28 protein-coding genes are annotated in these 22,456 nt (G+C 63.4%); 16 read left to right on the top strand and 12 right to left on the bottom strand.

Going from position 1 to position 22,456, the window contains the following annotated elements; translation table 11 throughout:
• The first annotated feature begins 2 nt into the window (after positions 1 to 2).
• The gene (gene radC, locus EPD66_RS09500) at positions 3 to 692 is read left to right on the top strand and encodes a DNA repair protein RadC (protein ID WP_255448436.1); all 690 of its coding nucleotides are present in this window, start codon (positions 3 to 5) and stop codon (positions 690 to 692) included.
• A gap of 110 nt (positions 693 to 802) precedes the next feature.
• Positions 803 to 1,252 carry a MarR family transcriptional regulator gene (locus tag EPD66_RS09495; RefSeq protein ID WP_255448435.1) on the top strand — a complete coding sequence of 150 codons (450 nt, stop codon included), beginning with the start codon at positions 803 to 805 and terminating at the stop codon, positions 1,250 to 1,252.
• Positions 1,253 to 1,386: 134 nt separating this feature from the next.
• On the opposite strand, the gene EPD66_RS09490 is transcribed toward EPD66_RS09495, so the two are convergent.
• From EPD66_RS09490 to sctD, 6 genes are all read right to left on the bottom strand, one after another.
• A complete protein-coding gene (locus EPD66_RS09490; RefSeq protein WP_142848262.1) occupies positions 1,387 to 1,935 on the bottom strand; it encodes an RNA polymerase sigma factor in 549 nt (182 codons plus the stop codon).
• Positions 1,936 to 2,096: 161 nt separating this feature from the next.
• On the bottom strand, positions 2,097 to 4,667 hold the full coding sequence (locus tag EPD66_RS09485; protein ID WP_142848261.1) for a hypothetical protein: 2,571 nt from the start codon (positions 4,665 to 4,667) through the stop codon (positions 2,097 to 2,099).
• Positions 4,668 to 4,714: 47 nt separating this feature from the next.
• Positions 4,715 to 5,539 (bottom strand): hypothetical protein, encoded by an 825-nt coding sequence (locus EPD66_RS09480; RefSeq protein WP_142848260.1) that lies wholly within the window; start codon positions 5,537 to 5,539, stop codon positions 4,715 to 4,717.
• 35 nt (positions 5,540 to 5,574) lie between these two features.
• Positions 5,575 to 5,799, bottom strand: a complete 225-nt coding sequence (locus EPD66_RS09475) for an EscF/YscF/HrpA family type III secretion system needle major subunit (RefSeq protein WP_142848259.1) — start codon at positions 5,797 to 5,799, stop codon at positions 5,575 to 5,577.
• Between the two features lie 23 nt (positions 5,800 to 5,822).
• Positions 5,823 to 6,065 carry an EscE/YscE/SsaE family type III secretion system needle protein co-chaperone gene (locus EPD66_RS09470; RefSeq protein ID WP_142848258.1) on the bottom strand — a complete coding sequence of 81 codons (243 nt, stop codon included), beginning with the start codon at positions 6,063 to 6,065 and terminating at the stop codon, positions 5,823 to 5,825.
• 14 nt (positions 6,066 to 6,079) lie between these two features.
• Complete coding sequence (gene sctD, locus EPD66_RS09465) at positions 6,080 to 7,444, bottom strand: type III secretion system inner membrane ring subunit SctD (RefSeq protein ID WP_185961334.1); 1,365 nt, start codon at positions 7,442 to 7,444, stop codon at positions 6,080 to 6,082.
• A gap of 196 nt (positions 7,445 to 7,640) precedes the next feature.
• Between sctD and EPD66_RS24030 the strand changes: the two genes are divergently transcribed.
• From EPD66_RS24030 to EPD66_RS09440, 5 genes are read left to right on the top strand one after another with little or no spacing between them, the layout of a single operon-like run.
• Complete coding sequence (locus EPD66_RS24030) at positions 7,641 to 8,078, top strand: CesT family type III secretion system chaperone (RefSeq protein ID WP_185961333.1); 438 nt, start codon at positions 7,641 to 7,643, stop codon at positions 8,076 to 8,078.
• A gap of 11 nt (positions 8,079 to 8,089) precedes the next feature.
• A complete protein-coding gene (gene sctC, locus EPD66_RS09455; RefSeq protein ID WP_142848256.1) occupies positions 8,090 to 9,721 on the top strand; it encodes a type III secretion system outer membrane ring subunit SctC in 1,632 nt (543 codons plus the stop codon).
• Positions 9,718 to 10,191, top strand: coding sequence for a type III secretion system chaperone (locus EPD66_RS09450; RefSeq protein ID WP_142848255.1), 474 nt, complete (start codon positions 9,718 to 9,720; stop codon positions 10,189 to 10,191). Before sctC ends, EPD66_RS09450 begins: the two co-directional genes overlap by 4 nt.
• 15 nt (positions 10,192 to 10,206) lie before the next feature.
• On the top strand, positions 10,207 to 11,085 hold the full coding sequence (locus EPD66_RS09445; RefSeq protein ID WP_142848254.1) for a hypothetical protein: 879 nt from the start codon (positions 10,207 to 10,209) through the stop codon (positions 11,083 to 11,085).
• A 59-nt stretch (positions 11,086 to 11,144) separates the two neighbouring features.
• A complete protein-coding gene (locus EPD66_RS09440) occupies positions 11,145 to 11,786 on the top strand; it encodes a hypothetical protein (protein ID WP_142848253.1) in 642 nt (213 codons plus the stop codon).
• Positions 11,787 to 11,862: 76 nt separating this feature from the next.
• On the opposite strand, the gene EPD66_RS09435 is transcribed toward EPD66_RS09440, so the two are convergent.
• Positions 11,863 to 12,459 (bottom strand): TetR/AcrR family transcriptional regulator, encoded by a 597-nt coding sequence (locus tag EPD66_RS09435; protein WP_185961331.1) that lies wholly within the window; start codon positions 12,457 to 12,459, stop codon positions 11,863 to 11,865.
• Positions 12,460 to 12,579: 120 nt separating this feature from the next.
• Between EPD66_RS09435 and EPD66_RS09430 the strand changes: the two genes are divergently transcribed.
• Positions 12,580 to 12,978 (top strand): RidA family protein, encoded by a 399-nt coding sequence (locus EPD66_RS09430; protein WP_185961343.1) that lies wholly within the window; start codon positions 12,580 to 12,582, stop codon positions 12,976 to 12,978.
• Between the two features lie 152 nt (positions 12,979 to 13,130).
• On the opposite strand, the gene sctV is transcribed toward EPD66_RS09430, so the two are convergent.
• Genes sctV through sctW form a run of 5 tightly spaced genes read right to left on the bottom strand, consistent with a single transcriptional unit; the run spans position 13,131 to position 17,437 of the window.
• The gene (gene sctV / locus EPD66_RS09425; protein WP_142848251.1) at positions 13,131 to 15,224 is read right to left on the bottom strand and encodes a type III secretion system export apparatus subunit SctV; all 2,094 of its coding nucleotides are present in this window, start codon (positions 15,222 to 15,224) and stop codon (positions 13,131 to 13,133) included.
• An 11-nt stretch (positions 15,225 to 15,235) separates the two neighbouring features.
• On the bottom strand, positions 15,236 to 15,559 hold the full coding sequence (locus tag EPD66_RS09420; protein ID WP_142848250.1) for a M48 family metallopeptidase: 324 nt from the start codon (positions 15,557 to 15,559) through the stop codon (positions 15,236 to 15,238).
• Between the two features lie 5 nt (positions 15,560 to 15,564).
• Positions 15,565 to 15,954, bottom strand: coding sequence for a hypothetical protein (locus tag EPD66_RS09415; protein WP_142848249.1), 390 nt, complete (start codon positions 15,952 to 15,954; stop codon positions 15,565 to 15,567).
• Between the two features lie 26 nt (positions 15,955 to 15,980).
• Entirely contained in the window at positions 15,981 to 16,349 is a 369-nt protein-coding gene (gene sycN, locus EPD66_RS09410) for a type III secretion chaperone SycN (RefSeq protein ID WP_142848248.1), read from the bottom strand.
• Entirely contained in the window at positions 16,346 to 17,437 is a 1,092-nt protein-coding gene (sctW, locus tag EPD66_RS09405; RefSeq protein ID WP_142848247.1) for a type III secretion system gatekeeper subunit SctW, read from the bottom strand. The genes sycN and sctW overlap by 4 nt, the downstream gene beginning before the upstream one ends.
• A gap of 243 nt (positions 17,438 to 17,680) precedes the next feature.
• On the opposite strand from sctW, the gene EPD66_RS09400 reads away from it, so the two are divergent.
• The 8 genes from EPD66_RS09400 to EPD66_RS09365 are packed head-to-tail and all read left to right on the top strand — an operon-like array spanning position 17,681 to position 22,441.
• Positions 17,681 to 17,974, top strand: a complete 294-nt coding sequence (locus EPD66_RS09400) for a hypothetical protein (RefSeq protein ID WP_142848246.1) — start codon at positions 17,681 to 17,683, stop codon at positions 17,972 to 17,974.
• A 33-nt stretch (positions 17,975 to 18,007) separates the two neighbouring features.
• On the top strand, positions 18,008 to 18,514 hold the full coding sequence (locus EPD66_RS09395) for a hypothetical protein (protein ID WP_142848245.1): 507 nt from the start codon (positions 18,008 to 18,010) through the stop codon (positions 18,512 to 18,514).
• A 45-nt stretch (positions 18,515 to 18,559) separates the two neighbouring features.
• Positions 18,560 to 19,135: a hypothetical protein gene (locus EPD66_RS09390; protein WP_142848244.1), complete on the top strand. Its 576-nt coding sequence runs from the start codon at positions 18,560 to 18,562 to the stop codon at positions 19,133 to 19,135.
• 32 nt (positions 19,136 to 19,167) lie between these two features.
• A complete protein-coding gene (locus tag EPD66_RS09385; RefSeq protein ID WP_142848243.1) occupies positions 19,168 to 19,683 on the top strand; it encodes a SycD/LcrH family type III secretion system chaperone in 516 nt (171 codons plus the stop codon).
• Positions 19,680 to 20,759 (top strand): type III secretion system translocon subunit SctE, encoded by a 1,080-nt coding sequence (gene sctE / locus EPD66_RS09380; RefSeq protein ID WP_142848242.1) that lies wholly within the window; start codon positions 19,680 to 19,682, stop codon positions 20,757 to 20,759. The genes EPD66_RS09385 and sctE overlap by 4 nt, the downstream gene beginning before the upstream one ends.
• Before the next feature lie 21 nt (positions 20,760 to 20,780).
• Positions 20,781 to 21,554 carry a type III secretion system translocon subunit SctB gene (gene sctB / locus EPD66_RS09375; protein ID WP_142848241.1) on the top strand — a complete coding sequence of 258 codons (774 nt, stop codon included), beginning with the start codon at positions 20,781 to 20,783 and terminating at the stop codon, positions 21,552 to 21,554.
• A 58-nt stretch (positions 21,555 to 21,612) separates the two neighbouring features.
• Positions 21,613 to 21,960, top strand: coding sequence for a tetratricopeptide repeat protein (locus EPD66_RS09370; RefSeq protein ID WP_185961329.1), 348 nt, complete (start codon positions 21,613 to 21,615; stop codon positions 21,958 to 21,960).
• Positions 21,961 to 21,976: 16 nt separating this feature from the next.
• Entirely contained in the window at positions 21,977 to 22,441 is a 465-nt protein-coding gene (locus tag EPD66_RS09365; RefSeq protein ID WP_185961328.1) for an EscI/YscI/HrpB family type III secretion system inner rod protein, read from the top strand.
• Positions 22,442 to 22,456 lie beyond the last annotated feature (15 nt).

Raw genomic sequence — 22,456 nt, 5'->3', positions numbered from 1 at the left:
CCGTGCCCGAAGACGTCGAGAAGCCGCATCATCTCGGCCACCGCCAGCGCCTGCGCGACCGCTTCATGGCGGGCGGGGCCGAGCCGATGCCCGATTACGAGCTTCTCGAATTGCTGCTGACCCACGCCATTCCCCGGCGGGACGTCAAACCCATCGCCAAGGATCTGATCGCCCGCTTCGGCAATTTCGCGGGCGTCATTTCCGCCGATCCCAAGAGCCTGGCGGAAAGCAAGTTCATCGGCGACAACGCCGTGGTGCTGATCAAGCTGGTGCGGGAAGCCGCCCTGCGCCTGGCGAAGCAGGATGTAATCAACCGCCCCATCCTGTCCTCCTGGGACCGGTTGCTCGATTACTGCCAGGCCGCCATGGCCTATGGCGACACCGAACAATTCCGCCTGTTGTTCCTCGACCGCAAGAATGTGCTGATCGCCGATGAGGTGCAGCAGAAAGGCACGGTCGACCATACGCCGGTCTATCCGCGCGAGGTGGTCAAGCGGGCTTTGGAATTAGGGGCCTCGGCCATCATCATGGTTCACAACCACCCTTCGGGCGACACCACGCCCTCACGCGCGGATATCGAGATGACCCGCATGGTGCGCGATGCCCTGAAGCCGGTGGGAATCGCCCTGCACGACCATCTGATAGTCGGGCGCGGCCGCCACACCTCGTTCAAATCCGAAGGATTGCTTTAGCTTCCCCCACCCCCTTCCGGATTTTCTCCTTTACCGAAAGGCAGATATCCGATAGGCCTATATCCCTTCAAGGGTTTGCCGGCCTCCAATGTCGGAACAACGGAACTGCCGTGAACAACGCCTATCTCGATATCGTCCGTCTCGTCGAACGCCTCCACCGTCATTTTCTCGATGTCCTGCGCACTGAACTGCGGCAGATGGGGATCGACGACATCAATGCCGTGCAGGCCTTGCTGCTTTACAATATCGGAGAGGATGAAGTGGTGATCCGCGACCTGAAGGATCGCGGCTATTATCACGGCTCCAACGTCTCCTATAACATCAAGAAGCTGACGGAATTCGGTTACCTGACCCAAGAACGTTGTGCCCATGACCGTCGCTCGGTTCGCCTGCGCCTGACCGACAAGGGCATGGCCCTGTGCAACGGCATCAGGGACCTGCAGACCCATCTGTCCAGCCGCCTCAGCCCCGAAATGGAAGACGGGCTGGAAAAGGCCAACGGCACCATGCTGGAACTGGAACGGCTCTGGACCGACTTCATCCGCTACGGGCGGCGCTGAAGCCTCTTCTTTCCCGGATATGCCCCAGCCTTTCGGCATATCCGGACGCGGCATTCACGATGCCGACATGCCGGGGCACTCTGCAAGACATAGACTTTCCAGAATTTGAGAATTTGGTTCGGCGGCGCTCAGCGCTACTCGATCAGGTCCACCACGCCCGGCAGGCGCTCTTTCAGCGTGGCGCGTGCACGGGACAGACGGCTGCGGACGGTGCCGATGGGAATGGCCAGCATGGCTGCAGCATCGTCATAGGAAATGCCGTCCACGGCGACCAGCATCAGGACCTGACGCAATTCCTCCGGCAGCACGGCCAATTCGTCGCCCAGTTGCCGCAAGGCTTGTGAATAGGCCGCCGCCTCCGCCGGGCCGTGATCGCTGCCGGCGGTTTCTTCGAGAACATCGTCGCTGACGAATTCATAACGGCGATGAGGTGCGCGGCTGAGATAGTTGCGCACCAGGTTCATCGCGATTCCCAGAAGCCAAGTCGACAATTCGGCCTGCCCCCGAAAGGAGGACAGGGCGCGAAAGGCCTCGACAAATGTCTGCTGGGCCAGTTCCTCGGCATCGGTCGGATTGCCGATATTTTTCAAGATAAATTGATACAAACGCTTTTGGTGAGAGGACACGAGAGCCGTGAAGTCCTCTTCGGTAACGACCGCCTCATTTTCCTGAAAATCAATCATCCACGACCCAGAATCCAGAAAATGAACTATAATTTTACTTTATTTTTACGTCTAATTGGTCGAGCGGCGTCACGGCAGGATGATTGTTAATCTTTTATGGACACCTCGCCTGTAATTCTGAACGTTACGTCAGACAAGTTTGTTTGTAAAGAAGTGTATTACTACCAGGGGATAGAAACAGGCCCGGCCGGACGAGGAAGCGGCTTGGGCGGCGGCGGCGGCAGATAAACGTATCGGTCGCATCGTTCCCGCAAAATGCCCGTAAGCTGGGACAACTGCTGCTGGAAAGGGTCTTCCGCCACACCCGCAAGAACAGGAAAAGCTTTCGCATCATGGCAGCTCCGCCTCTCGAAGGGCAGCAGATGCTCCGTCGCATATTCCCGCAGCGCGGCATAGCCGGGGGCCTGATCAAGATCCGAATAACGCTCCAAAACGCTCGCATATTGCCGCCATTTGCGGACGATTTGTGGCTCCGCCAAGGACTTGGCGACCGGATCGAGGGTGAGGATCGACAGAAGCGGCACGGCCTTGGCCACCGCCACGCGCAATCGCTGCTCACCTTCCTCCCATAGCCGCAGGAGCGCCGACCGGCTGCCGACCTGTTCGCCCCGCAGCACCGCACCGTTTCCTTCCCAGGCGCGCACCAGCGGAACCAGCTGAAAGGCATTGGTCCGCTCGAAGTCCTGGTCCAGCCGTTCGAGCTGGCGATAGGTCCGCACTCCCGCCAGCCAGACCACATCCTCGAAGGTCTCGGCATCGACGGCAGGCAGATGATCGAGGATGCGCCGCAATTCCGCTTCGCCGCCCCCCTCTTCCGCCGCGCCCTGGCGATAGGCGCCCGCGATCTCGACCAAGGCTCCGCCTGCAACACGGCTGTCGACGAAGGCGATCAGCGGTGTTTGCAGACCCGGCGGCAGATGGCGTCCATGCCGCTCGATCCAGGATTGGCGCGCCTCCAAGCGCTCGGCGGCCTGCCGCAGCAAGGCCGGATCCGGCGGGCCGTCCTGCGCCACCAAGGCGGTCAGGTCGGCGAAAGGCAACGGGGAATGCGCGATGAAACCGGCCTGCCGCATCTCCTTCAGGGCGGTCCGCAGCCGCAGGGCCATCGGCTGCGGACGCAGATCCTCCGCAAGCAGCTGGCCCAATTGAGGCAGGGAGACGGTCCGCAATGCGGCAGCCAGGTCATCGGCGGCACCGGTCACCCGCGCCTGGGCCTCCCGGCGGACCGACGGCGAAAGGCTGCTCGGCGGCAACCCCGCCAAGGCGGTGTCGAAACGGGCCGCGCTTTCCTGGGCCAGCACGGCCATCGCCTCGCTGGCGGCCAGAACGCCATCGAGTGCCTGCTCCAGGCGCCCCAGCGCCTCGTCGATGGCCGCATCCGAACTGCTGAGGGCAATCAGGGTTTGGAGAGAAGCGCCGATCTCATCGAGCGGCAGGGCTGCCGGATCGATGGATGCCAAGGCCCCGCCCAGACGGGCCCCGCCTGCGGTCACCAGGGCATCGTTGGCCGGCAGGGTCTCCACCGCGAGCCCGGGCTGTTCCGCCAAGCCGCGCCCCAAGGCAACCCGCCCGGCCGGACCGTCCAGCCAATCCAGCGCGACCCTGGCGCCACCAGCCCATTGGACCAGGCTTTCCCATTGCTCGCGCGGATGTTCGGTTTCCCCCAGGCGATAATGACGCAGCATCGCCTCCAGCGTCCGGCTCCGCTCGACGAACCCGGCGAAGGCCGCCAATTCCGCATCCGGCGATTGCAAGGGCTGGTCCGCCCACATCGCAACCTCCGCCTCGAGCGCCTCCATCGCTGAAACGAGCTGACGGCGCACCGGCGCGACCAACAGCGTCCCCGTCCGGTCCATCAGATAGGCCGCCGCCGAGGCTTCCAATTGCCCCGTCCACGAAGCCGGTACGAGGAAAGCGCGGGCACGCCCCCCCTCGACCAGCGCCGCCACCTCCCCCAAAGCCCGCAGGGCCACGGGAGAAGCAAGGCCGGATTCAGCGCGCCCGGCATCGATCTCGGCGGTCAAGACCTGCAAGCGGTTCTCCAGTTGCTGCATCCACAGCCAGCCCGCCGCGCCCCAGGCCGTGACCAGCGCCAGAACCGCCACGACCAATACCATTCCCACCCGCCCCCAGGCTGGCGCCGGGCGCGGAGATTGCGGAAAATGCCGCCCGAGATCCTCGGTGAAAATCTGCTCCAGAGGATCGCTGCCGATCCCTCCCCCCAAGGGCGGCGGAGCGAACAGGAAGAGCCCCGCCAGATACAGCCCGTCTTCCCGCTCCGGCGGGAGAAGCCGCTGCAAGCCGAATGTCACCGTCTCCGACAGATCACTCAGGACCGGTGCCGAAAGCAGAGAAGCCGCCGCCAGTTCGCCCCGCGAGGCGCAGGCAAGGGCTCGGCGGGAGGTCTCGGCCAGGATTCCCTGCCATAGCCCGTCGGCCTCCGTTCCCAGCAAACCCAACGGCGGGTCCGCCGGATCGAGGGCGGAATGCTCCAGCAGAACCAGCACCGGCAGGCGCGCCAGTTCCAGGGCTTGCACAACCCTATCCAGCGCGCCTTGAACAGCGGCCAGTTCCTCGATATCGGGTAGAACCAGGGCGATGCCTGCCAATGGCCGACGCCGCAAACGGCGGCGCAATTCCCGCCACTTGCCTTCGGCCTGAAGCAGGTCGACGACGATCAGTTCGCCGGCGGGATGAAGCCGCGAAAAGCCGTCCGGACCGAGTTCAAGCAAGCTGTCCCCATGCCGCAACACGAGCCAAAGCGGCGGCTGCGGCCGGATCATTCCAGGATGAACCTCAACCGTTCGGTCATCTCAAGCCACAGATAGCTTTGCAGTACCAGACCGACGGCGACCATGCCGCCAATCACATGCCAATGCCGCAGCCTTCTGGGAGAAACCTGCCTTGATGCTGTCTCGATCGGTGGAGGTGGCAAGGAAAGGGGCGGCGAAAGAATGGGCCGGACAGGCGACAGCGCCGCGATCCGTCCACTATCGCCGCAAGGGAAAAGGGCTTGGCGCAGACCGATTCCCGACAGGGCATCGACCACCAGGGAAAAGCGTTCCTCCCCTGCCGCCAGACGCAGATGAAGCTGCAGGCGCACCTTGTCGTCGATCGCCGGGCCGATGCCCAGCCGCGCCTCCAGGGGATGGCGGCGCCACATCTCCCGCCCTTCCCAGGCCTGTTCCACTCCCAGCAGCCTGTCCACCGCGGCAACCATCAGCCGGGCTTCCAGGATATCCTCACGCTCCACCGCCGCAGGCTGCTCCATGAAGGAATGGAAGCTGCAACAGCGCGACAGGGTGCCGATCACATGGGCCACGGCCGCGTCGGACCAGGGCGGCGGGGCGGCGACCACGGGACTGGGTGCCGGATCGCCGATGCGGCGGCGGCGCATCCGCGTGGGACGCACGGGCAAGCTGCGCGCTAGGGTCAGGACCTGTCCCATCAGCACGGCCCAGCGCGCCTCCGGCAGCGATGGGCAGGACATGTCCCCGCCCCGGCGCCACGCCCGCCAGACCTCGCTCCCTGACGCCGAGGGCTCGGCCGGAACGGCGACCACCGGCGCGACAGGCGCGATGCAATCGACAAGAACAGGTCGCATGACGGATGCCCGGCCGCCGCCCGCCTAGAGCGGACTTAACCCGACTTCTGGATAATGCCCTTCAGGGCATCGCCGATTTCCTTGACCATGGTGCTTTGCAACTGAGTCACCATCGTCCATTCCTGCATCATCTGCTGCATTCTCAGCAGGTCAGTGGTGCTTTCGGGATTCATGCTCTGCGTGAAGCTCGCCAGTTCATCCTGGCGAACCTGCATGGTGCGGCCGATGGTCTGATTGATCGTGTCAAATGTCAGCGCCACGTTTCGTCTCCGTCAGTTGCGGCTCAGGCCCGATAACGGGCAGAGACCTTGTTCACCACCGCTTCCGCGGCGTCATAAGCCAAGAGCACGCGGGAAAGATTGCGGTATTCCTCGACCGATACGCCCTTGTCCATGTATCGCTTGAGCGCAATGCGGGCTTGGCCGATCTGTTCGAGCAGGCTCGCCGCGTATTGCCCATCGGCATCCGCACGCAGCCGGCCCTCGATTTCAAGAAGCTGGACGGGTCCTTCATCCTGGCCGGTCATCTTCGCTCTCCCGCCTAATCCGTCAGCCGTTGTTCGAAAAGCTGCTCGCCATTGCGGATCGTCACCTTGCCGTCCTCGATGGCGACGAGCTGGTAGTTGTCGGCGATGGTCCCGCCGACCATGACCCGGCGGCCGTCATCGGTGATGATGTAGGGCAACGGGCCCGCGATCACGCCGCGAATGAAGAAGGGCAGCTTGCCCACTTCCGGCACGAAGGCCGTGCGGATGGGGAGATTGCCGCCATATTGTTCGGCGAAAGCCTGGGTAAGGCCTTGCCATTGCTCCAGTTCGGCCTTGCCCAATGCGCCATGGGCGACCAGGCCGGTTTGACTTTCCTCGACCCGCACGCGATGAGACAGCGGCGATTTACCCAGGACTTCGCGGAACTGCCGCTCCAGGTCGGAACGGGTCATGATCTCGTCGATCACGTCGCGGGTCCCAGCCACATCCTCGCGAAGGGTCGCCAGGATGCGGTTCCGGGTCGAATTGTCGGCGACATGACCGGTCAGCCGCAAGGCGCCGGGACCGGCATCGACAACCTGCACAGTGTCCGCAAGTTCGGCCAGCCGGTTGCGCGCCTCGCGCAGCAGGTCTTCCTGGACCCAGACCCGCATCACCATCTGCACGCCGGGCAGCGTCAGGTTTTCCTCGACCAAAGCGCGTTCTGCGGCATCGGCGACATAGCCGCTGACCATCACGACGCGATTGCTGATGGCCCGGACCTGGACCTGCTCGCTCAGCCCCATCTGCTGCAGCCGCTGGACGATCTCTTCGACCGGCTGGACCTCAGCCACCACCGGCACGTCTCCCCCGGCCCCGCCCGACAAGGTGCTGAAGGCGACGAATCCCGCCCCCACGGCCAGCAGAACCACCAGGGGATAAAGCTTGAAATGCCCCATGACGGACAAGGCGCCGCGCTCTTTCTTGGCGGCGGGCTGCGCACTGGCGGCAACCGCCACCGGCTTGTCCGCTCCGGCCTTCTGCGGCAGCGCAGCTGCCTCCTGGGCCTGGGATGCCGTCTGGACCTGCATCTCCGGCTCGGCCAGAATGCGGCGCCCGAAGGTGGACAGGTCGATCCGAGGCCAGGGCGCGCCGGACGGGCCGATCGCCATGATCGACGATCCCACCGCGAAAGGAGTCAGGGGAGGCAGCGTCTCGGGCTCGGCAATCAGCGAACCGTCGGCCCGCATGATCTCGCCTTCCAGCGGGATCAATGTCACCGTTCCGCCTTCGACGGACAAGGCCGCGTGATGCGCCATCACCTCGTCGATGGCAAGGACGATATCGCAGTCCGGTGCAGAGCCGACAACGGTGCGGCCGTCGCCAAGAGTTCCCTTGGCGCCCGCATGCACACCCTGCAAGACCTTGATTCCAAACATATTTTTCATGAAACGCCGCAACTTTCGCTGCGTTCGACTATGGCAAGAAGAATCTCTAACAGCAACCAATAAAAGTATCGGGAACTCTCTGCCGCCTGCCGTTACTAAGATTTCAGAGGATTTGCATTTGCGTCGCGGGGCCAGGCTTCTGGACGTGATGTCTTGGCCCGCGGCGGCGCAATGGGAGACGATAAGGATGAGCTTGGACAGGTTGCTGACGGATTTTGCGGCCAAGGCGGGAGTGGACAGCATTCCCGTCAAGCAGGATGGGTCGCGCGTGCTGGTCTTCGATGGCCGTTACAAGGTGACCATCCTGCCCGAGGGAGCGTCCACGGCGATCCTGCGGTCCCGCCTGGGCAAGCTGCCGGAGGAGGATGTCGAACGCCGCGAGGAATTGGACCGCCTGCTGCAACTGAGCACCAGCCGCATGCGCGCCTCGGGCGATATCCTGTCCTATGACGAGGAGCGCCGGGAACTGGTGCTGCACCACCGCTTTCCCGTCGACCTGCAGCCTCATGACTTCAGCAAGCTAATGGGGGATTTCGTCAATTCGCTCGCTTTCTGGCAGCGCCAGATGACAGCGCGCCCGTTGCGTCCCGCCGTCCCCCCGCCCTTCCAGATGATGTTCCGTTGAGAAAGCCGCCGATGTTCCGCGTCCTTTGCCTGCTGGCCGTCCTTCTGCTTTCCAGCATGGCCACGACCGCCCAAGCGGCTCCACCGCCCTGGCCGAATACCAGCTACGCCTATCACGCCACGGGTGAGTCCATCCGTCAGGTGCTGGAGACCTTCGGCCGCAGCTTCGGCGTGCGCACCCAGGTCAGCCCGGCTGTCTCCGGCACCATCGAGGGGCGCTTCTTCGCCGACACGCCCTCGGCCTTTCTCGACCGACTGTCGATGGCCTATGGCCTGACCTGGCATTACCATGCCGGTGTTCTGCACATTCATTCAGCCGCCGAAACCGTCAACCGTCCCATCGAGGTTCCGAACGAGGACCTTGCCACGGTGCGGGATGCCTTGCTCGGCCTGGGCGTGCTCGACGAACGCTTCGGCTGGGGGGAATTCCCCGATCGTGGTGCCGTCATGGTTTCCGGCCCGCCCTCCTATGTGGACCTGGTGGAGCGGACCTTGCGCAACCTGCCGTCCGGGCGCTCGCCGGGCATGACCCTGTCCGTCTTCCGCCTGCGCCATGCCACAGTCGACGACCGCACCTTCACCTATCGCGACCGGCAGGTCACGGTGCCCGGCGTCGCGGCGGTGCTGCGCAACCTGGTCACCAACCAATCCCTGGCCGGAACCGGTACACGGACGGAACCCCTGACCACGGTCGCCCCGGCGTCGCGTGGCGGAATCCTGGGCTCGGGCGTGCCGCCGCTGATCGTCCAGCCGGAAGGACAGGCCGGCAATGGCGAAGGCGGCCAAGCCCAGGCCGTTCACCGCGACGCCTCGACGGAAAGTCCGGTCATCCAGGCCGATACCCGCTTGAATGCGGTGATCATCAAGGATAGGGCCGAGCGTATGCCCGCCTATCAGGCGCTGATCGAATTGCTGGACGTGCCGACCGCGCTGATCGAGATCGAAGCCACCGTGATCGACGTCAACACCAGCCGGGTCGAGGAATTGGGCATCCGCTGGCAAGGACGGTCGGGTAATTTCGCGGGCGGTTTCGGCACGATCGATTCGGCCCAGCCGTCGGATCGTGCCATCTCCATCGGCACCGCCAACAACGCGAACCTGCAGACCATTCTCTCCGGCACGGGGGCCTTCTTCCTGGCCCGCATCAGTGCGCTCGAAGAGGTGGGGGATGCCTCGATCCTCTCCCGCCCCTCGGTCCTGACCCTGGACAACCTGCAAGCCGTGCTCGACCTTAGCGAAACCTTCTATATCCGCCTCGAAGGCGAACGGGTCGCCGATGTGGTGCCGGTCTCGGCCGGTGTAATGCTGCGGGTGACGCCGCGCATGATCGCCGACACCTCCGGCCATCGCATCCAGCTTGCAGTGGATATCGAAGACGGCACCATCATGCGTGAACAGACCGTTTCCAACATTCCCACCGTACGCCGCAGCACCATCAGCACCCAGGCCGTCATCGGCTCCGAGGAAAGCCTGCTGATCGGCGGCTATTACTACGAAACCGGCGTGGACAGCGTCGAGAAGGTGCCGCTGCTGGGAGACATTCCGGTCCTCGGGCTACTGTTCAGCCGCACCGCCAAGGAAGCGCAGAAACGGGAACGTCTCTTCATGATCACGCCCCGCCTGATCGAGGTGCCCGGGCAATGACGACTGCGGACAACAGCGTGACGGGACGCCTGAGCACCCTTCTGGCACAGTTCGGGGAAGCCATGGGGATTCCCGGCCTCACCTTCGACCAGAACCGCAATTGCTGCCTCGTCTTCGACCGCCAGATCCTGGTCAACATCGCCCACCAGGAACGGCTGAACCGCGTGGTGCTGTTCTCCTATCTCGGCCGGACACCGCAGAACGTGGCGGGACGTTCGCTGCTGCCCCTGCTGGAAGGCAACTTCTTCTGGCAGGGCACTGACGGCGCGACGCTGAGCATCGAGGCCGCCTCGCGCAGCATCGTGCTGATGCGTGAACTGCCCACCGACAAACTCGACCTGCCCCTCCTGCAGGAGGGCGTGGAACGATTCGTCAATGTCGCCGAGCATTGGATCGGCCGGCTGCGCTGCGAGGATGATGACGACGACAGGCCGAATGAACGCCACAGACCCCTGGGAATGAGGGTCTAGAGATGAGGAGGCGTCATGGCTCCCGTCGGCTTTAATCCCTTCCGCCCTCCCCCCGGGACAGGTGAACGCACCGTCGAGGGAGCCGGTACAGCTGCGCCTGCTTCCACCGACGGCACGCAGGCAACCGCCGACTCAAATGTCAGTGGAACCTTCGGACGTCGTCAGGTCGAACCCCTGAAGATGGACAGCCAGACCGCGCAACTGGCCTTCAATGCCATGGCCGCTTTCAGCCATCTGCTGCAGGCGCCGCAAGACAAGGCGCTGCCCGAAGCCAAGGATCTGAGCCAGCGCAGCCTCTCCATCACCGAAACCGGGCCGCAGGAACAACGCGCCGGGGCGGATATGATGACGGCGAAGCTGTCATTCTCGGCCTGTGCCGGCGGGCCGAAGTTCGAGGCGCTGGCGAAAGCCGCCGGTTTCGACTCCTCCCTGCTGACCGAAAGGCAGAGGATGCAGGTGGATTCCCTGGCGGCCCAGATCGCCATCCCCCTGCAGCCCGCGGCCTTGGCCGAACGGCTGTTGGAGCGGGCCACCGGCCTCGCCCTGGACCAGGTCGCCCATTCCCGCGATGGGGCCGGAGACGGCAAAGCCTTGGCGGCAGCCCTGGCGAAGGAAATGCGCGCGCTGGCGGCCGACGCCTTGTCCACCATGGTCAAGACGGGCGAAACCGGCCATGCCGCCGAACTTCTGGCCGATGCCTTCCTCCGGAGTCACGGCGACATAGGCGGAAACAGGAAAGTGGGGGCAGAGATGCTGAGAGATTTTGCGATGACTCTGCTCGATGAAGGCAAAGTTTCGATGGGGCGTGAGGATGCTGTGACAGCCTCTTTCCTCCAAAGAGCCGTGGATTATATCTCGAACAACAAACACATCGCGTCACATGGGCAGCATTAAGCGCCTCGTTCCGCTGAACGCTGCCCTCCTTCGTGAGCCGTGAGAGAAAGATAAGAATAATGACTACCGTATTCCCTTCTTTGGACGCCTTTGTCCAAGCCGCAGCGGCCGGGGAGTATATCGACATCCGAAACGAGCCGAATGGCCCGGCGGTTATCGCCACCGGCCGCGCCCCAAGCGGACGCCGTGTGGATTGGGTCGATCCTTCTCAGCCCGGTGCCTTGCCCCCGGGCATGGCCGATGCCACCCGCGCCTTCCTGGCTGCCCTGGAAGCCGTCTATGGCGAACGCATCACCAATGTGGTGCGCAAGGAGCTCGGCCTTTCTTCCGGCCAGCATCTGCCCTCGCCCCTGGTACGGCGCGCCGTGGAAATGGCAAAAGCCAGCCAGTCCATGTTCTCGGGCTTCAATTTCATGTCCCGGCTGCATTTCTCGGCCGTGCGTGGCGGCGCCGAGCTGGATGCCGCCTGCGCCGCAGCCGGTATCGAGGCCCGCAAGATGGGTCCCGGCCAGAAGGCCCTGGCCGATGAACTTTTCGGCCGCAGCTTCGAGGCGGCGGCGAAGGGGGATACCGTGCAGATCGAGGTGGATGAGGCTCGCCCCCTCTTCCGGGAAGCCGTGGCCCGCGCCATCGCCGTCCCCGAAGGCCAGGCCGCCGCTCTCACCGCTGGCCGCACCGAGGGCACGGGCGGATCGGCATAAAGGATGGAAAGCGAACAGGCAGGGGCTTGCAAGCCAGCCCCTGCCCGCAGCCCTCGCAGCTTGTGCCTGATGCCGTCTATGCCGGCTTTGCCAGCAAACCGGTCGCAAGGCAGCGGAACGCCTCGACGGCTTTCGGCAGAACCTCCGCCGGATTGTCGCTGGCCGCGATCCAAAGAGCGGCATTGAGGGCGGCTCCGTTCAGGAGCCGGGCCGCGGCTTCGGCATCCACCGGCTTGAGGATGCCCCCCGCGATCAGTCTTTCCACCGTCCGCTTCGTCGTCTGCAGGCAGCTGTCCTGGCTGGGCCATTGGGAAGGGTCGCCAAGGACAGCCGGCCCGTCGAGCAGGACGATGCGCTGCACTTCAGGGTCCAGCGCCATTTCGATATAGGCCACCCCCTCGGCCAGCAGCGCCTCCCAATCATCTTCGGAACGGGCGGCGATCTGCCGTGCACGCGCCGCCATTTCCCCGTCGACCCGGGCGACCACCGCCGCCAGCAACCCTTTCTTGTCGCCGAAATTATGGTAGAGCGCGCCCCGGGTAAGGCCGACCTCGGCGGTCAGTTCATCCATCGAGGCAGCCGCATAGCCCTTCTCGGCAAAAGCCTTGCGCGCGGCCTGAATCAGCTTTGCGCGGGTCTCCTCCATCATCTCGGCGCGGCGTCTCGTGGCCATGAATGATTCCCTCCACATCACATACACAGCGTATATGAGTTGACATACGCTGCGTATGTGTCAATTTCACATACACGGCGTATATCAGCTTGCGCCGGCATGATGAAGAGGAATCAAGCGATGACACAGCGTGAAGCGATTTTTCCTGCCGACAGACATGCTCTCTACGAAGAACATGGCTACTCCGCCGCGATCCGTTCCGGCGATCTTCTGTTCGTCTCCGGGCAGGTCGGCAGCCGCCCCGACGGCAGCCCGGAACCGGACTTCGAGCGCCAGGTCCAATTGGCCTTCGACAATCTTGCCGCCACGCTGAAAGCGGCTGGCTGCACGTTCGCAGATATTGTCGACGTGACCACCTTCCACACGGATCCGGAAAACCAGTTCGCCACCATCATCGCCGTCAAGAACCGGAACTTCCCCGCCCCGCCTTATCCCAATTGGACGGCGATCGGCGTGAACTGGCTGGCGGGGTTCGATTTCGAGATCAAGGTCATTGCCCGGATCCCCGCCAAGGCATGAGCCTATACGGGCCGGAGCGGAATCTCTTTGGGCTCCGCTTCGGCCCGCCGCCGACAGGCTGTAGCCCCCCTGTTTCCATCGTCATTCCCGCGAAAGCGGGAAACCATGCTGCCACAGCATCAGTCGTTAGAGGGTTCGCTTTTCCGCAACCGCTAAAGCTCGATCCGCCCCAGCGGCTGGATGTTAATTTCCTGGGTCAGTTCCTGATAGGACAGGACCGGCAGGTCATAGAGATCGAGCTCGATCAGCTTGCGGACATAGCGGCGGATGTCCATCGAGGTCAGCAGCACCGGCTTCTGCGCCGTCGCCGACAGATCGCCCACCATCTTGCTCACATTGGCCACCAGCTTCCGCGAGACGTTGGCGTCCAGCGCCAGATAGCTGCCGCCCGAGGTCTGGCGCACGGCATTGCGGATGGTATCCTCGACCGAGGGCGCGAACATATAGGCGGGCAACATGTTATGGCCGCTGCTGTATTTGTAGCTGATGTAGCGCCGCAGGCTGGCACGGACATATTCGGCCAACAGCACCGTGTCCTTTTCCTTCTGCCCCCAATCGATCAGCGATTCCAGGATGGTCCGCAGGTTGCGGATCGACACGTCCTCGGACACCAGGCGCTGCAGGATCTCGGTGATCTTCTGCAGCGGCAGGATACGCTGGACCTCCTTGACCAGATCGGGGAAGCGGCTTTCCATGCTGGCGAGCAGGAAGCGGGTTTCCTGGATGCCGATGAAGTCCTCGGCATATTTCTTCAGGACGAAGGCCAGATGATACGTCATCACTTGGCCATGATCCATGAAACCGATCCCGGCCTTGCCCAAGGTCTCGCGCCGCGCCTCGGGAACCCAGAGGGTCGGCAGGTTGGGCAGGAAGGCGCGGTCGGACTTGTAGTCGATGGACAGGGTCTTCAGGTTGTCTTCGCGTTCGCGGACGAAGACGTGATCGGCCAGCAGGCTCCCCTGCGACACCGGCACCTCATGCAGCATGATGGCATAGCCCCCGGACGGCAGATGCTCGTTGTAGCGCAGATGGATGCCGGGGAACGGCACGCCCAGGTCGTAGTAGAGCGCCCGGCGGACCTTCAGCAATTCCTCGTTCAGGACATCGGGCTTCAGCTTGTGTTCCAGATGGGCCGACACATCCACCAGCAACGGCACCGTCAGGACGACTTCCTCGTTCTTGTCGGCCGAATTGGGCCGCTTCGGCGCCGGTTGCCCCGAGGCCGCCAGGGCCGGCATGGTGTCGTCGACGGGGCCTCCCGCCGCGACCCTTTGGGCATTGCGGAAGAGGATGAAGCCCACCGAGCCGATGACCAGGGCCAGCACCACGAAGGTCGGCGTCGGCATGCCGGGAATGAGGCCGAAGCCCAACATGATCGTGGCGCCGATCAGCAAGGCGCGGGGCTGGGCCAGGACCTGGCTGCCGATGTCGCGGCCCACATTGCTCGGCCCGTCGTCCGAAGACACGCGGGTCACGATGATGCCCGCGCAGATCGAGATGAACAGCGCAGGGATCTGGCTGATCAGACCGTCGCCAATGGTCAGGATCGAATAGACCTGCATGGCCTGCCCGACCTCCATGCCGCGCTGCAGGGAACCAATGGTGATGCCCCCCAGCAGGTTGACGGCCACGATGATCAGACCGGCGATGGCGTCGCCCTTAACGAATTTCATGGCGCCGTCCATGGCGCCGTAAAGCTGGCTTTCCTTTTCGACCATGCCACGCCGCCGGCGGGCCTCGTCCATGTCGATGACGCCGGCGCGCATGTCGCCGTCGATGGACATCTGCTTGCCCGGCATGGCGTCGAGCGAGAAACGCGCGCCCACTTCGGCGACACGTTCGGCGCCCTTGGTGATCACGACGAACTGCACGATGGTCAGGATCAGGAAGACGACCAGACCGACGATCAGGTTCCCGCCGACCACGAAATTGCCGAAGGTCTCGACGATATGCCCGGCATCGCCCTGCAGCAGGATCAGGCGCGTGGTCGAGATGGACAGCGCCAGTCGGAACAGGGTGGTGATCAGCAGCACCGCCGGGAAGGCTGAAAAGGACAAGGGCGACGGAATATACATCGCCACCATCAGCAGGATCGCCGCCAGGGCCATGTTCGTCGCGATCAGCGCATCCACCAGCGCCGTCGGCAAGGGCAGAATCATCATGAAGATGATCGCCACCAGCAGGATCGCCAGAACGATGTCGGTACGGTTGGTGGCGATCAGAAGAAGGCGGTGCAGCTTTTCCATGGAACCTATCGTCAGGTGGATGCGCGGGCGGCGAGGAACGTCTCGACTGCCGCCGCCAATTGCTCGGGCCGGCCCAGCTTGGCCAGGGCCTTGGCCCGCAGGAGATGCGTCGTGGCATCGGCCACGCCCAGGGCCGAGAGGCGATCGAGCACGGCCAGCCCTTCCTCGGCCCGATCCGCTTCGACCAGGGAGAGGGCCAGCGACTTCATGGTCACCGGATTGCCCGGCTTGAGCACGTCAACAATGCCGAACAGCACGGCCGCCTTCTGGGGGCGTTCGTGCTGCAGGTAGAAATAGCCGAGAACGGCCAGGAATTCGTGATAGGGGCGCTCCACGTCCATCATCCCTTGAACAAGGCGTTGCGATAAAGGTCGAGCAGTTCCCGCAATTCCTGCTCTTCCCGCAGCACCGAGGCGGCCTCCTTGAACAGAGAGTCGTGTTCGGGATGCGCGCCGGCCTGCTGATTGATCATGTCCAGGGCCTCTCCCAGGGCGCGATGGAACCGGTCGGGCATCAGCATGTCGTTCTGGCTCAGCTTCGGCGCCAAGTCGCGCAGCAGAGCACCCCCCACCGTCTCGGTGTGCAGGATCTGGTCGAGACGCGGAATGGCGCGGCTGTCGCTGGGCGCCAGGCGGCCTTCGCTGGGCAGGCGGTTTTCCGGCTGGTCCTGGGCAGAAATGATCCGGTCGATGCCGCGATCGAAGGAGAAGCCCTTGATATTGAAGTCCATCTCGTTCTCCCGTCACAGACGCCGGATCAGCCGCGCGCCATGGCATGCAGGCGCGTCAGCAGGTCCAGGCTTTGTTCCAGCACATTCAAGGAAACCGCCCGCTGGGGCAGGCGCACCAGGAAAACCAGCCGGTCGGCCCCCCGCAATCCCGCCTGGACCGGCCATTCCCATTGCCGGATCTCGCCGCACAGCGCCAGGGCGCGCAGCTTGAGGGCGGGGTCGTGGCTGTCTACCTCGCGGATCAGGTAGACCAGCAACTCGTCCTCGACCTCTTCGAAACACAGCCGGTCACCACTGTCGAAGGCCATCTGCACCAAGCCCGCGGCATCGGGCTGCAAGTTGTCGATACCGATGCTGCGGCCGAATTCGGCGATGGTCTGTGCCACCCAACTCATTCTTCTTCCTCGATAGCAAGATCCAGGGCTTCCTGGGCAGCGCCCAGCAGCTTGTCGCGGGTTTCGGGTTCGGCGAAGATCTTCAGCGGCATGTCGCGCAGGATGTCGCGCGTCCCTTTCAGGAACGCGATTCTTTCCTCGACGCCGTACACCCCCATGTCGCGCGCCACGGCGGAGACGCGGTCCGACGTGATCCACCGCTCACCGGTCAGGCCGACCAGCTTGCTCATCATGTCCTCCGCCCGCAAGCCGGACTTGCCGAAATCCCGGGCCAGGCGGTCGGCGACTTCGTTGCAGCCCTCCAGCACCGTCACCAGCACCTTGAGCTGATAGAGATCCTCGAGGATGCTCTGCAATTCCGCCGGGGCGGTGGACGGGCCGCGGGCAGAAAGGTCGTCGCCCGCCGCACGGATCAGCATGCCGATGGAACGCGAGAGATCGTCCTTGCCGAAGCGCTGGAGCACCGAATTGAAGGTCTCGCCCAAGGCTTCGCGGCCCAGCACCGTCTCGCGGTAGCATTCGCGGAAGGAGTCTGCCTGCGCCTCGTTGCCGCCGCCGAAGGCCTGGGCCGCCCCGGCCGTGTTGAGGTCGGCCCAGATCGCCTGGTAATGATCCTCGTTCAGCTCTTCGAGCTGCTGGCGCAAGGAAGCCAGCAGCTCTTCCGGACCGCCCTGCTCCTCGAAATGCCGCAAGGCATAGTTCAGTGCCAGGAATTGCTTGGCCGGCTCGGCGAAGGCTTCGCCGACAGCCTCGCCGGGGCGGGCGCCATTGGACAGCCGCGCCACCAGTTCCTTGAGCTTTTCCTGATTATGCTCGCCGCCCAGCAGGCTGAGATAGTCCATGATCTGCTGGACTTGCATCAGTTCCGCCAAGCGCGGCGCCTGCATCTTGCGCTCGGAAACCTCCTTTTCCTCTTCCTTTTCGGATTGGGAAAAGGTCAGTTCCTCGGCGGCATCGGCCAATTGCGACGCAATGGAGCGTTCGACCGTGACCGTCTCTCCGCGCCACGCGCCTTGCTGCGGCGCCGCATCGGCGGCGTCATTCGCGCCGCCCTGCAACTGTCCGAATTGTGCGCCTTCAATCTTCATACCCGTCTCGCCGATCCATCGCCATACGCGTCTTGAAGCTTAGTAACGCCAGAAGGCGATGAGTTCCCGCGCGGGATCACTTCCCCAACCTGCCTTTCCTGCTATGCCACAAGGCTGAGACAAATCGAGTAAAAAAACGATGTGCCGCGTGAACCAAATTCTCGCCCAGGACACTAATTCCACGAAAGCGAGGCGAAAACACCAAGCGGTGGCCTCGGGAATGATTGCAAAGGGGATTTAAAGATGGCTAAGCAGCCGGAAGAACGCGCGGTCGAGATTCTTGCCGAGATGGATGCCCTGATCCACAGCTGCGAACGGCAGCTCGAAGAAACCCGCGAACTCTACAGCGCCAACGGCCTGGATGCGGAAAAGCTGAAGAATTTCACCGCTGACCTTCCCGCGGCCCAGCGCCGCGAACTCGAAGAAGCCATCGCCCGCGACAATCAGGAAATCGAGGACGAGGTGCAGCGCGCTCGCCTGGATGCCGATCATGCGCCGCGCAGCGTGGGCCGCATGAAAATGCGTCCGATGATCTGAGCCACTGAAGCTGAAGAAGAAGGAAACGAAGACATGTCAGATTTCGCAACGAGTGGCGTCTCCGGCAACATGACCATCGCCCAGGTCACGGGCGGCATGGACCTGGAAGCCTTCATGATGACGGTTCAGGCCCAGCGGGCGGAAAACCTGGAATCGCAGATGGCAGACCAGATTAACGAGATCAAGCAGCGCCAGGCCGAGGTTGCACATTACAACGATATGCTGGCCGCGCTGCGCCAAGAGCGCCCGGAAGGCAAGCCTGACGCCAAGACAACGGTGTCCAAGGACTTGCTGAACGATATGATCAAGGCCGGCCTCAAGGACGCGGGAGAAAACGTCACGACCGCGACGCAGATCAAATATGACAACTGGATCGAGCAGGTCAAAGCCAAGCTGGACAACCTGAACAGCACCTCGCAGCTCGACATGATCCGCCTGCAGAGCCTGTCGAACAAGCGCAACGAGGCCTTCGAACAGCTGACCAACGCTGTCCAGAAATTCGCCAAGGCCCGCGAAAGCATCATCGGCAACATGCGATAATCGACAGGGACACTCGGAGAGCGGGCTGACCCGTAGAGGATGACAATGACCACGACTCCCAATACCACTGTGGGTGCCACTGCGCCGCTCTCCCTTAGCCAGGTTACGGGCGGCCTGGACCTGGAAGCCTTCATGATGGCGGTTCAGGCCGAGCGCGCCAACAACCTGGAGGCGCAGATGGCCGACCAGATCAACGAGATCAAGCAGCGCCAGGCCGAGATCGCGAACTTGAACGAGCTTCTGGCCGACATTCGCGGCCTGCGCCCCAGCGGCGACAATCCGAACGCCTGGGCGGACTTGGGCTCCACCTACGAAGAATCCGAAGCCATGGTGACCCGCCTGGAAAAGGCCGGGGTGACCATCAAGCGCGACGGCAGCGATTCCGAAATGGGCGGTGTCAACGTGCCCGGCACTGGAAAGTATGATGCCAAGCAGATCTGGTTCGACAACTGGATCGAAGAGATCAAGGGCAAGCTGGACAACCTGAACAGTACTTCGCAGCTCGACATGATCCGCCTGCAGAGCCTGTCCAACAAGCGCAACGAAGCCTTCGAACAGCTGACCAATGCCGTCCAGAAGATGGCCAAGACCCGCGAGTCCATCATCGGCAACATGCGCTGACGCACGTCATTCATTGAAATAGGGAGAGTCTCGTGTCCGCTACCAATCCCAGCCTCGCCGTCGATCCCGCCTTGCAAGCCCAGATCGCGGAAGTCACCGACCTGCTTCTGAACCAGGGCATCACCATCGGGCAGATGCACAATCTGACAGACCAGGATTACGAAGCCGTCTACACGCTGGGCTTCAACCTCTACAACCAAGCCAAATATGAAGACGCCCTGAAGGCCTTCACCTTCCTGAACTTCTTCAATCACCTGGAACCGCGCTACATCAAGGCCCTGGCCGCCTGCCAGCAGATGCTCAAGCGCTACGAGACGGCGATCCAGACCTATGCGATCGCCACGATTCTCGATGCCAGCGACCCGAACCCCACGCTGCATATCGCCGAGTGCCTGATGGGGCTGGGAATGAAGGAAGAGGCCATCGAGGCGCTGCAGCTGGTGCTCGAAGCGACCAGCGGCAAGCCGCAATATGCCGCGCAGGGTGATCGTGCCGAAGCGCTGCTCGAACTGCTGTCCGACTCTGCCGCCAAAGAGGAAGAGAAATGAGCGTCGACGGATTGGGCCGGAGTGGCGTCCTGCCGACGCAGACCCCGACCACAACCGGCACGGAAGCGGCCGGACCGAACCTCCAGCAGCTCGTCCAGAAGGTCGTCGGCGATCTGAGCAAGGTGGCCATGCCCAAGGACAGCAAGGGCACCTCCGCGCCGCCCGGCGCACCGCGGCTTGAAGCCCCGAAGATGTCGTTCAGTGCCGACGATGCCGTCCTGATCCTCGGCTCGCTGCAAAACAAGCTGAACGAGAGCCAGCTCAAGACCGCCAAGGAAGGCATCCAGATGGATGCCAAAAAAAAGGACGAGCTGCACCAGGAGGCGATGAAGAAGCTCGAGGAAGCGGCCAAGAAACTGGCCGAAGCCTCCAAATCGAGCTTCTTCGGCAAGATTTTCGGCTTCATCAGCAAGATCGCCACCCTTGTCGCCTCGGCCGTGGCGGTTGCCGCCGCTGCCGCCTTGACGGCCGCCACCGGTGGCGCGGCGGCACCCCTGCTAGTGGTGGCATGCATCGGGATGAGCATCGCCATCGTCGATACAGTGGCAACCATCGCAAACGAGATCTCCCAGGCCCTGGGCGGACCGGACCTGACCATCAACGGCCTGATCACCGCCGCCGTCACCGAGATCGCCAAGGCCTTCGGCGCCGACGAGGAAAAGGCCAAGGAAATCGCGGGCTGGACGGCCATGGCGATCCAGGTGGCCGTTGCCGTGGCCATGGCCGTGGCCAGTATCGCCGCCACCGTTGCCACCGGCGGCGCGGCGGCCGGCTCGATGGTCCAATCCTTCGCCACGACCGCCAACGTGATTTCGGGCATCGTCCAAGGCGGCCTCGCCGCGGCTCAGGGCGGCATCTCCATCAACACGGCGGTCAAAGAAAAACAAGCGACCAACGCCCAGGCCGACAAGCTCGATATCCAGAAGCTGATGCTCAAGGTGCAACAGCAGATGGAAGAGGAAGCCGACCGCGTCCGCGAACTCGTCCAGCAACTGGACGAAGGCATGCAGCGTGTTTCCTCGATCGTCGCAGCCGGCGGCGAGACGCGCATGCAGATTTCGCGCAACATGATCTAACGGCTGTCAAGGAAGACTGAAATGAGCGATATGCGCATTGGCGCCAACGCGCCGGGCCTCCAGCGCCCCGACTTGAATGGCGCCGCCGAAGCCAAGGCCGCGGCGGCCAGCGAAAAAGCCAGCCAGTTCAAGCTGGGCGAGGCCGACCTCAAGGCCGCCAGCAGCCGCTTTCTGGCGCTGAGCCAGGGCGATCTCCAGATCCCCAACCCCAACGGCAAGAGCACCGCCTCGGACGAGCTCAACACCAAGCTCGACTCTCTCAGCAACCACGTTGCCGGCGACATCTTTACCATGATGGCCCTGTTCCAGAAGCTGGGCCAGGAAATGCGGACCGCCGCCCGTGAGGAACGCCTCGCGGAGACCCAGATACAGATGCAGGCTTTGGGCGATGCCGCCAACAAGATGCGCGAGGCGGCCCAGGCCCGCCTGACCGGCGCCATCATCCAGGGCACGATGCAGATCGCGGGCGGCATTGCCCAGGGCATGGGCGCCATGGCCGCCGGCGGGGCCAAAACGGACTCAGCCGCTCAAATAAACATGCAACAAGGCAGGGCTGCGTCGGAGGTCTTCAACGGCATCGGCGCCATCGCCAATGGCATCTGCCAATTCCAGGCCTCCCTGGCCGATGCCGACAAGGCGGACTTGGACAAGCTGGCGACCCTGCATGGGGCCAAGCGCGACCAGGCCCAGGAAATGATGCAGGCCATGCGCGACCTGATCAAGGACATCCAGGACAAGCTGGCGGCGATCGAGCAATCCTCGCACGACACCAACAAGTCCATCGTCCGCGCCTGAGTTCGAGTTTCTTGAGAATGGAGAAGGGATGGATTTCCCGTCCGATATTGTTCGTCTGATGACTGAAATCGGTTTCCTGGCCGCCGGCACCGGCCAGGCCGAACAGGCACAGATTATTCTCGAAGGCGTGCAAGTCATGCGTCCGGGCCATGGTCAAGCCTTCATCGGCATGGCCATGGCCCATCTCAATGCGGGCCGCGCCGCCGAGGCGGTGCGGGTGCTGCAACAGGAAGCCTTGCCAAAGGTGGTAGCGGAAGACCAGGATATGCTAAAGGCATTCCTGGCCCTGGCGCTGAAGCTGGACGGACGGCCTCGCGAGGCAGGCGAGGTGCTCGACGCCCTGGATGGCGAGGCACGGGATGAAGCGGCCATCAAGCTGGCGGCCGCGATCCGCGAATCGTTGTGAGACTGGCGAGGCAAGCATGGTAGTCGAAGCTCCCCTTGGATCGGCCGGCGCGGGCCTTCTGACCGACCTCGGTCAGGGCGCGAGCCAGCAATTGCGCCCGGCCCAAACCAGCGATGTCGAACGCTTCCAAACGGCGATGGCAACGCCGCCCGCCGATCTTCTGGCACCTCCGGAAGCGCCCGAGCCGTCCGCGCAATCGGCTGTCTACCTTCAGCCCGTCGAGCCGCAGCCCGACCTGCCCGCGCCTCCCGTCTCGCTGGGCCAGACCATCCTGGACGGCATGAATTCCCTGCGCGGACAGTTCGATTCCCAGGTCAACACCATCCGCGATACCTTGACGGCCTCCGGCTCCGACCTGACCCTGCAACAGATGATGTCGATCCAGATGCAGATCAGCACGCTGTCGGTTCAGCAAGACCTGATGGGCAAGATCGTCGGCAAGGCCACCCAGAATGTCGACCAGTTGCTGAAGGCACAATAAGGGGCGCCACAGGAC

The sequence above is a fragment of the Telmatospirillum sp. J64-1 genome (assembly GCF_006980715.1).
Classification (GTDB): domain Bacteria; phylum Pseudomonadota; class Alphaproteobacteria; order Rhodospirillales; family Magnetospirillaceae; genus Oleiliquidispirillum; species Oleiliquidispirillum nitrogeniifigens.
Note: the sequence above shows the minus strand (reverse complement) of the source record. Positions and strands in the feature narration are given on the sequence as shown.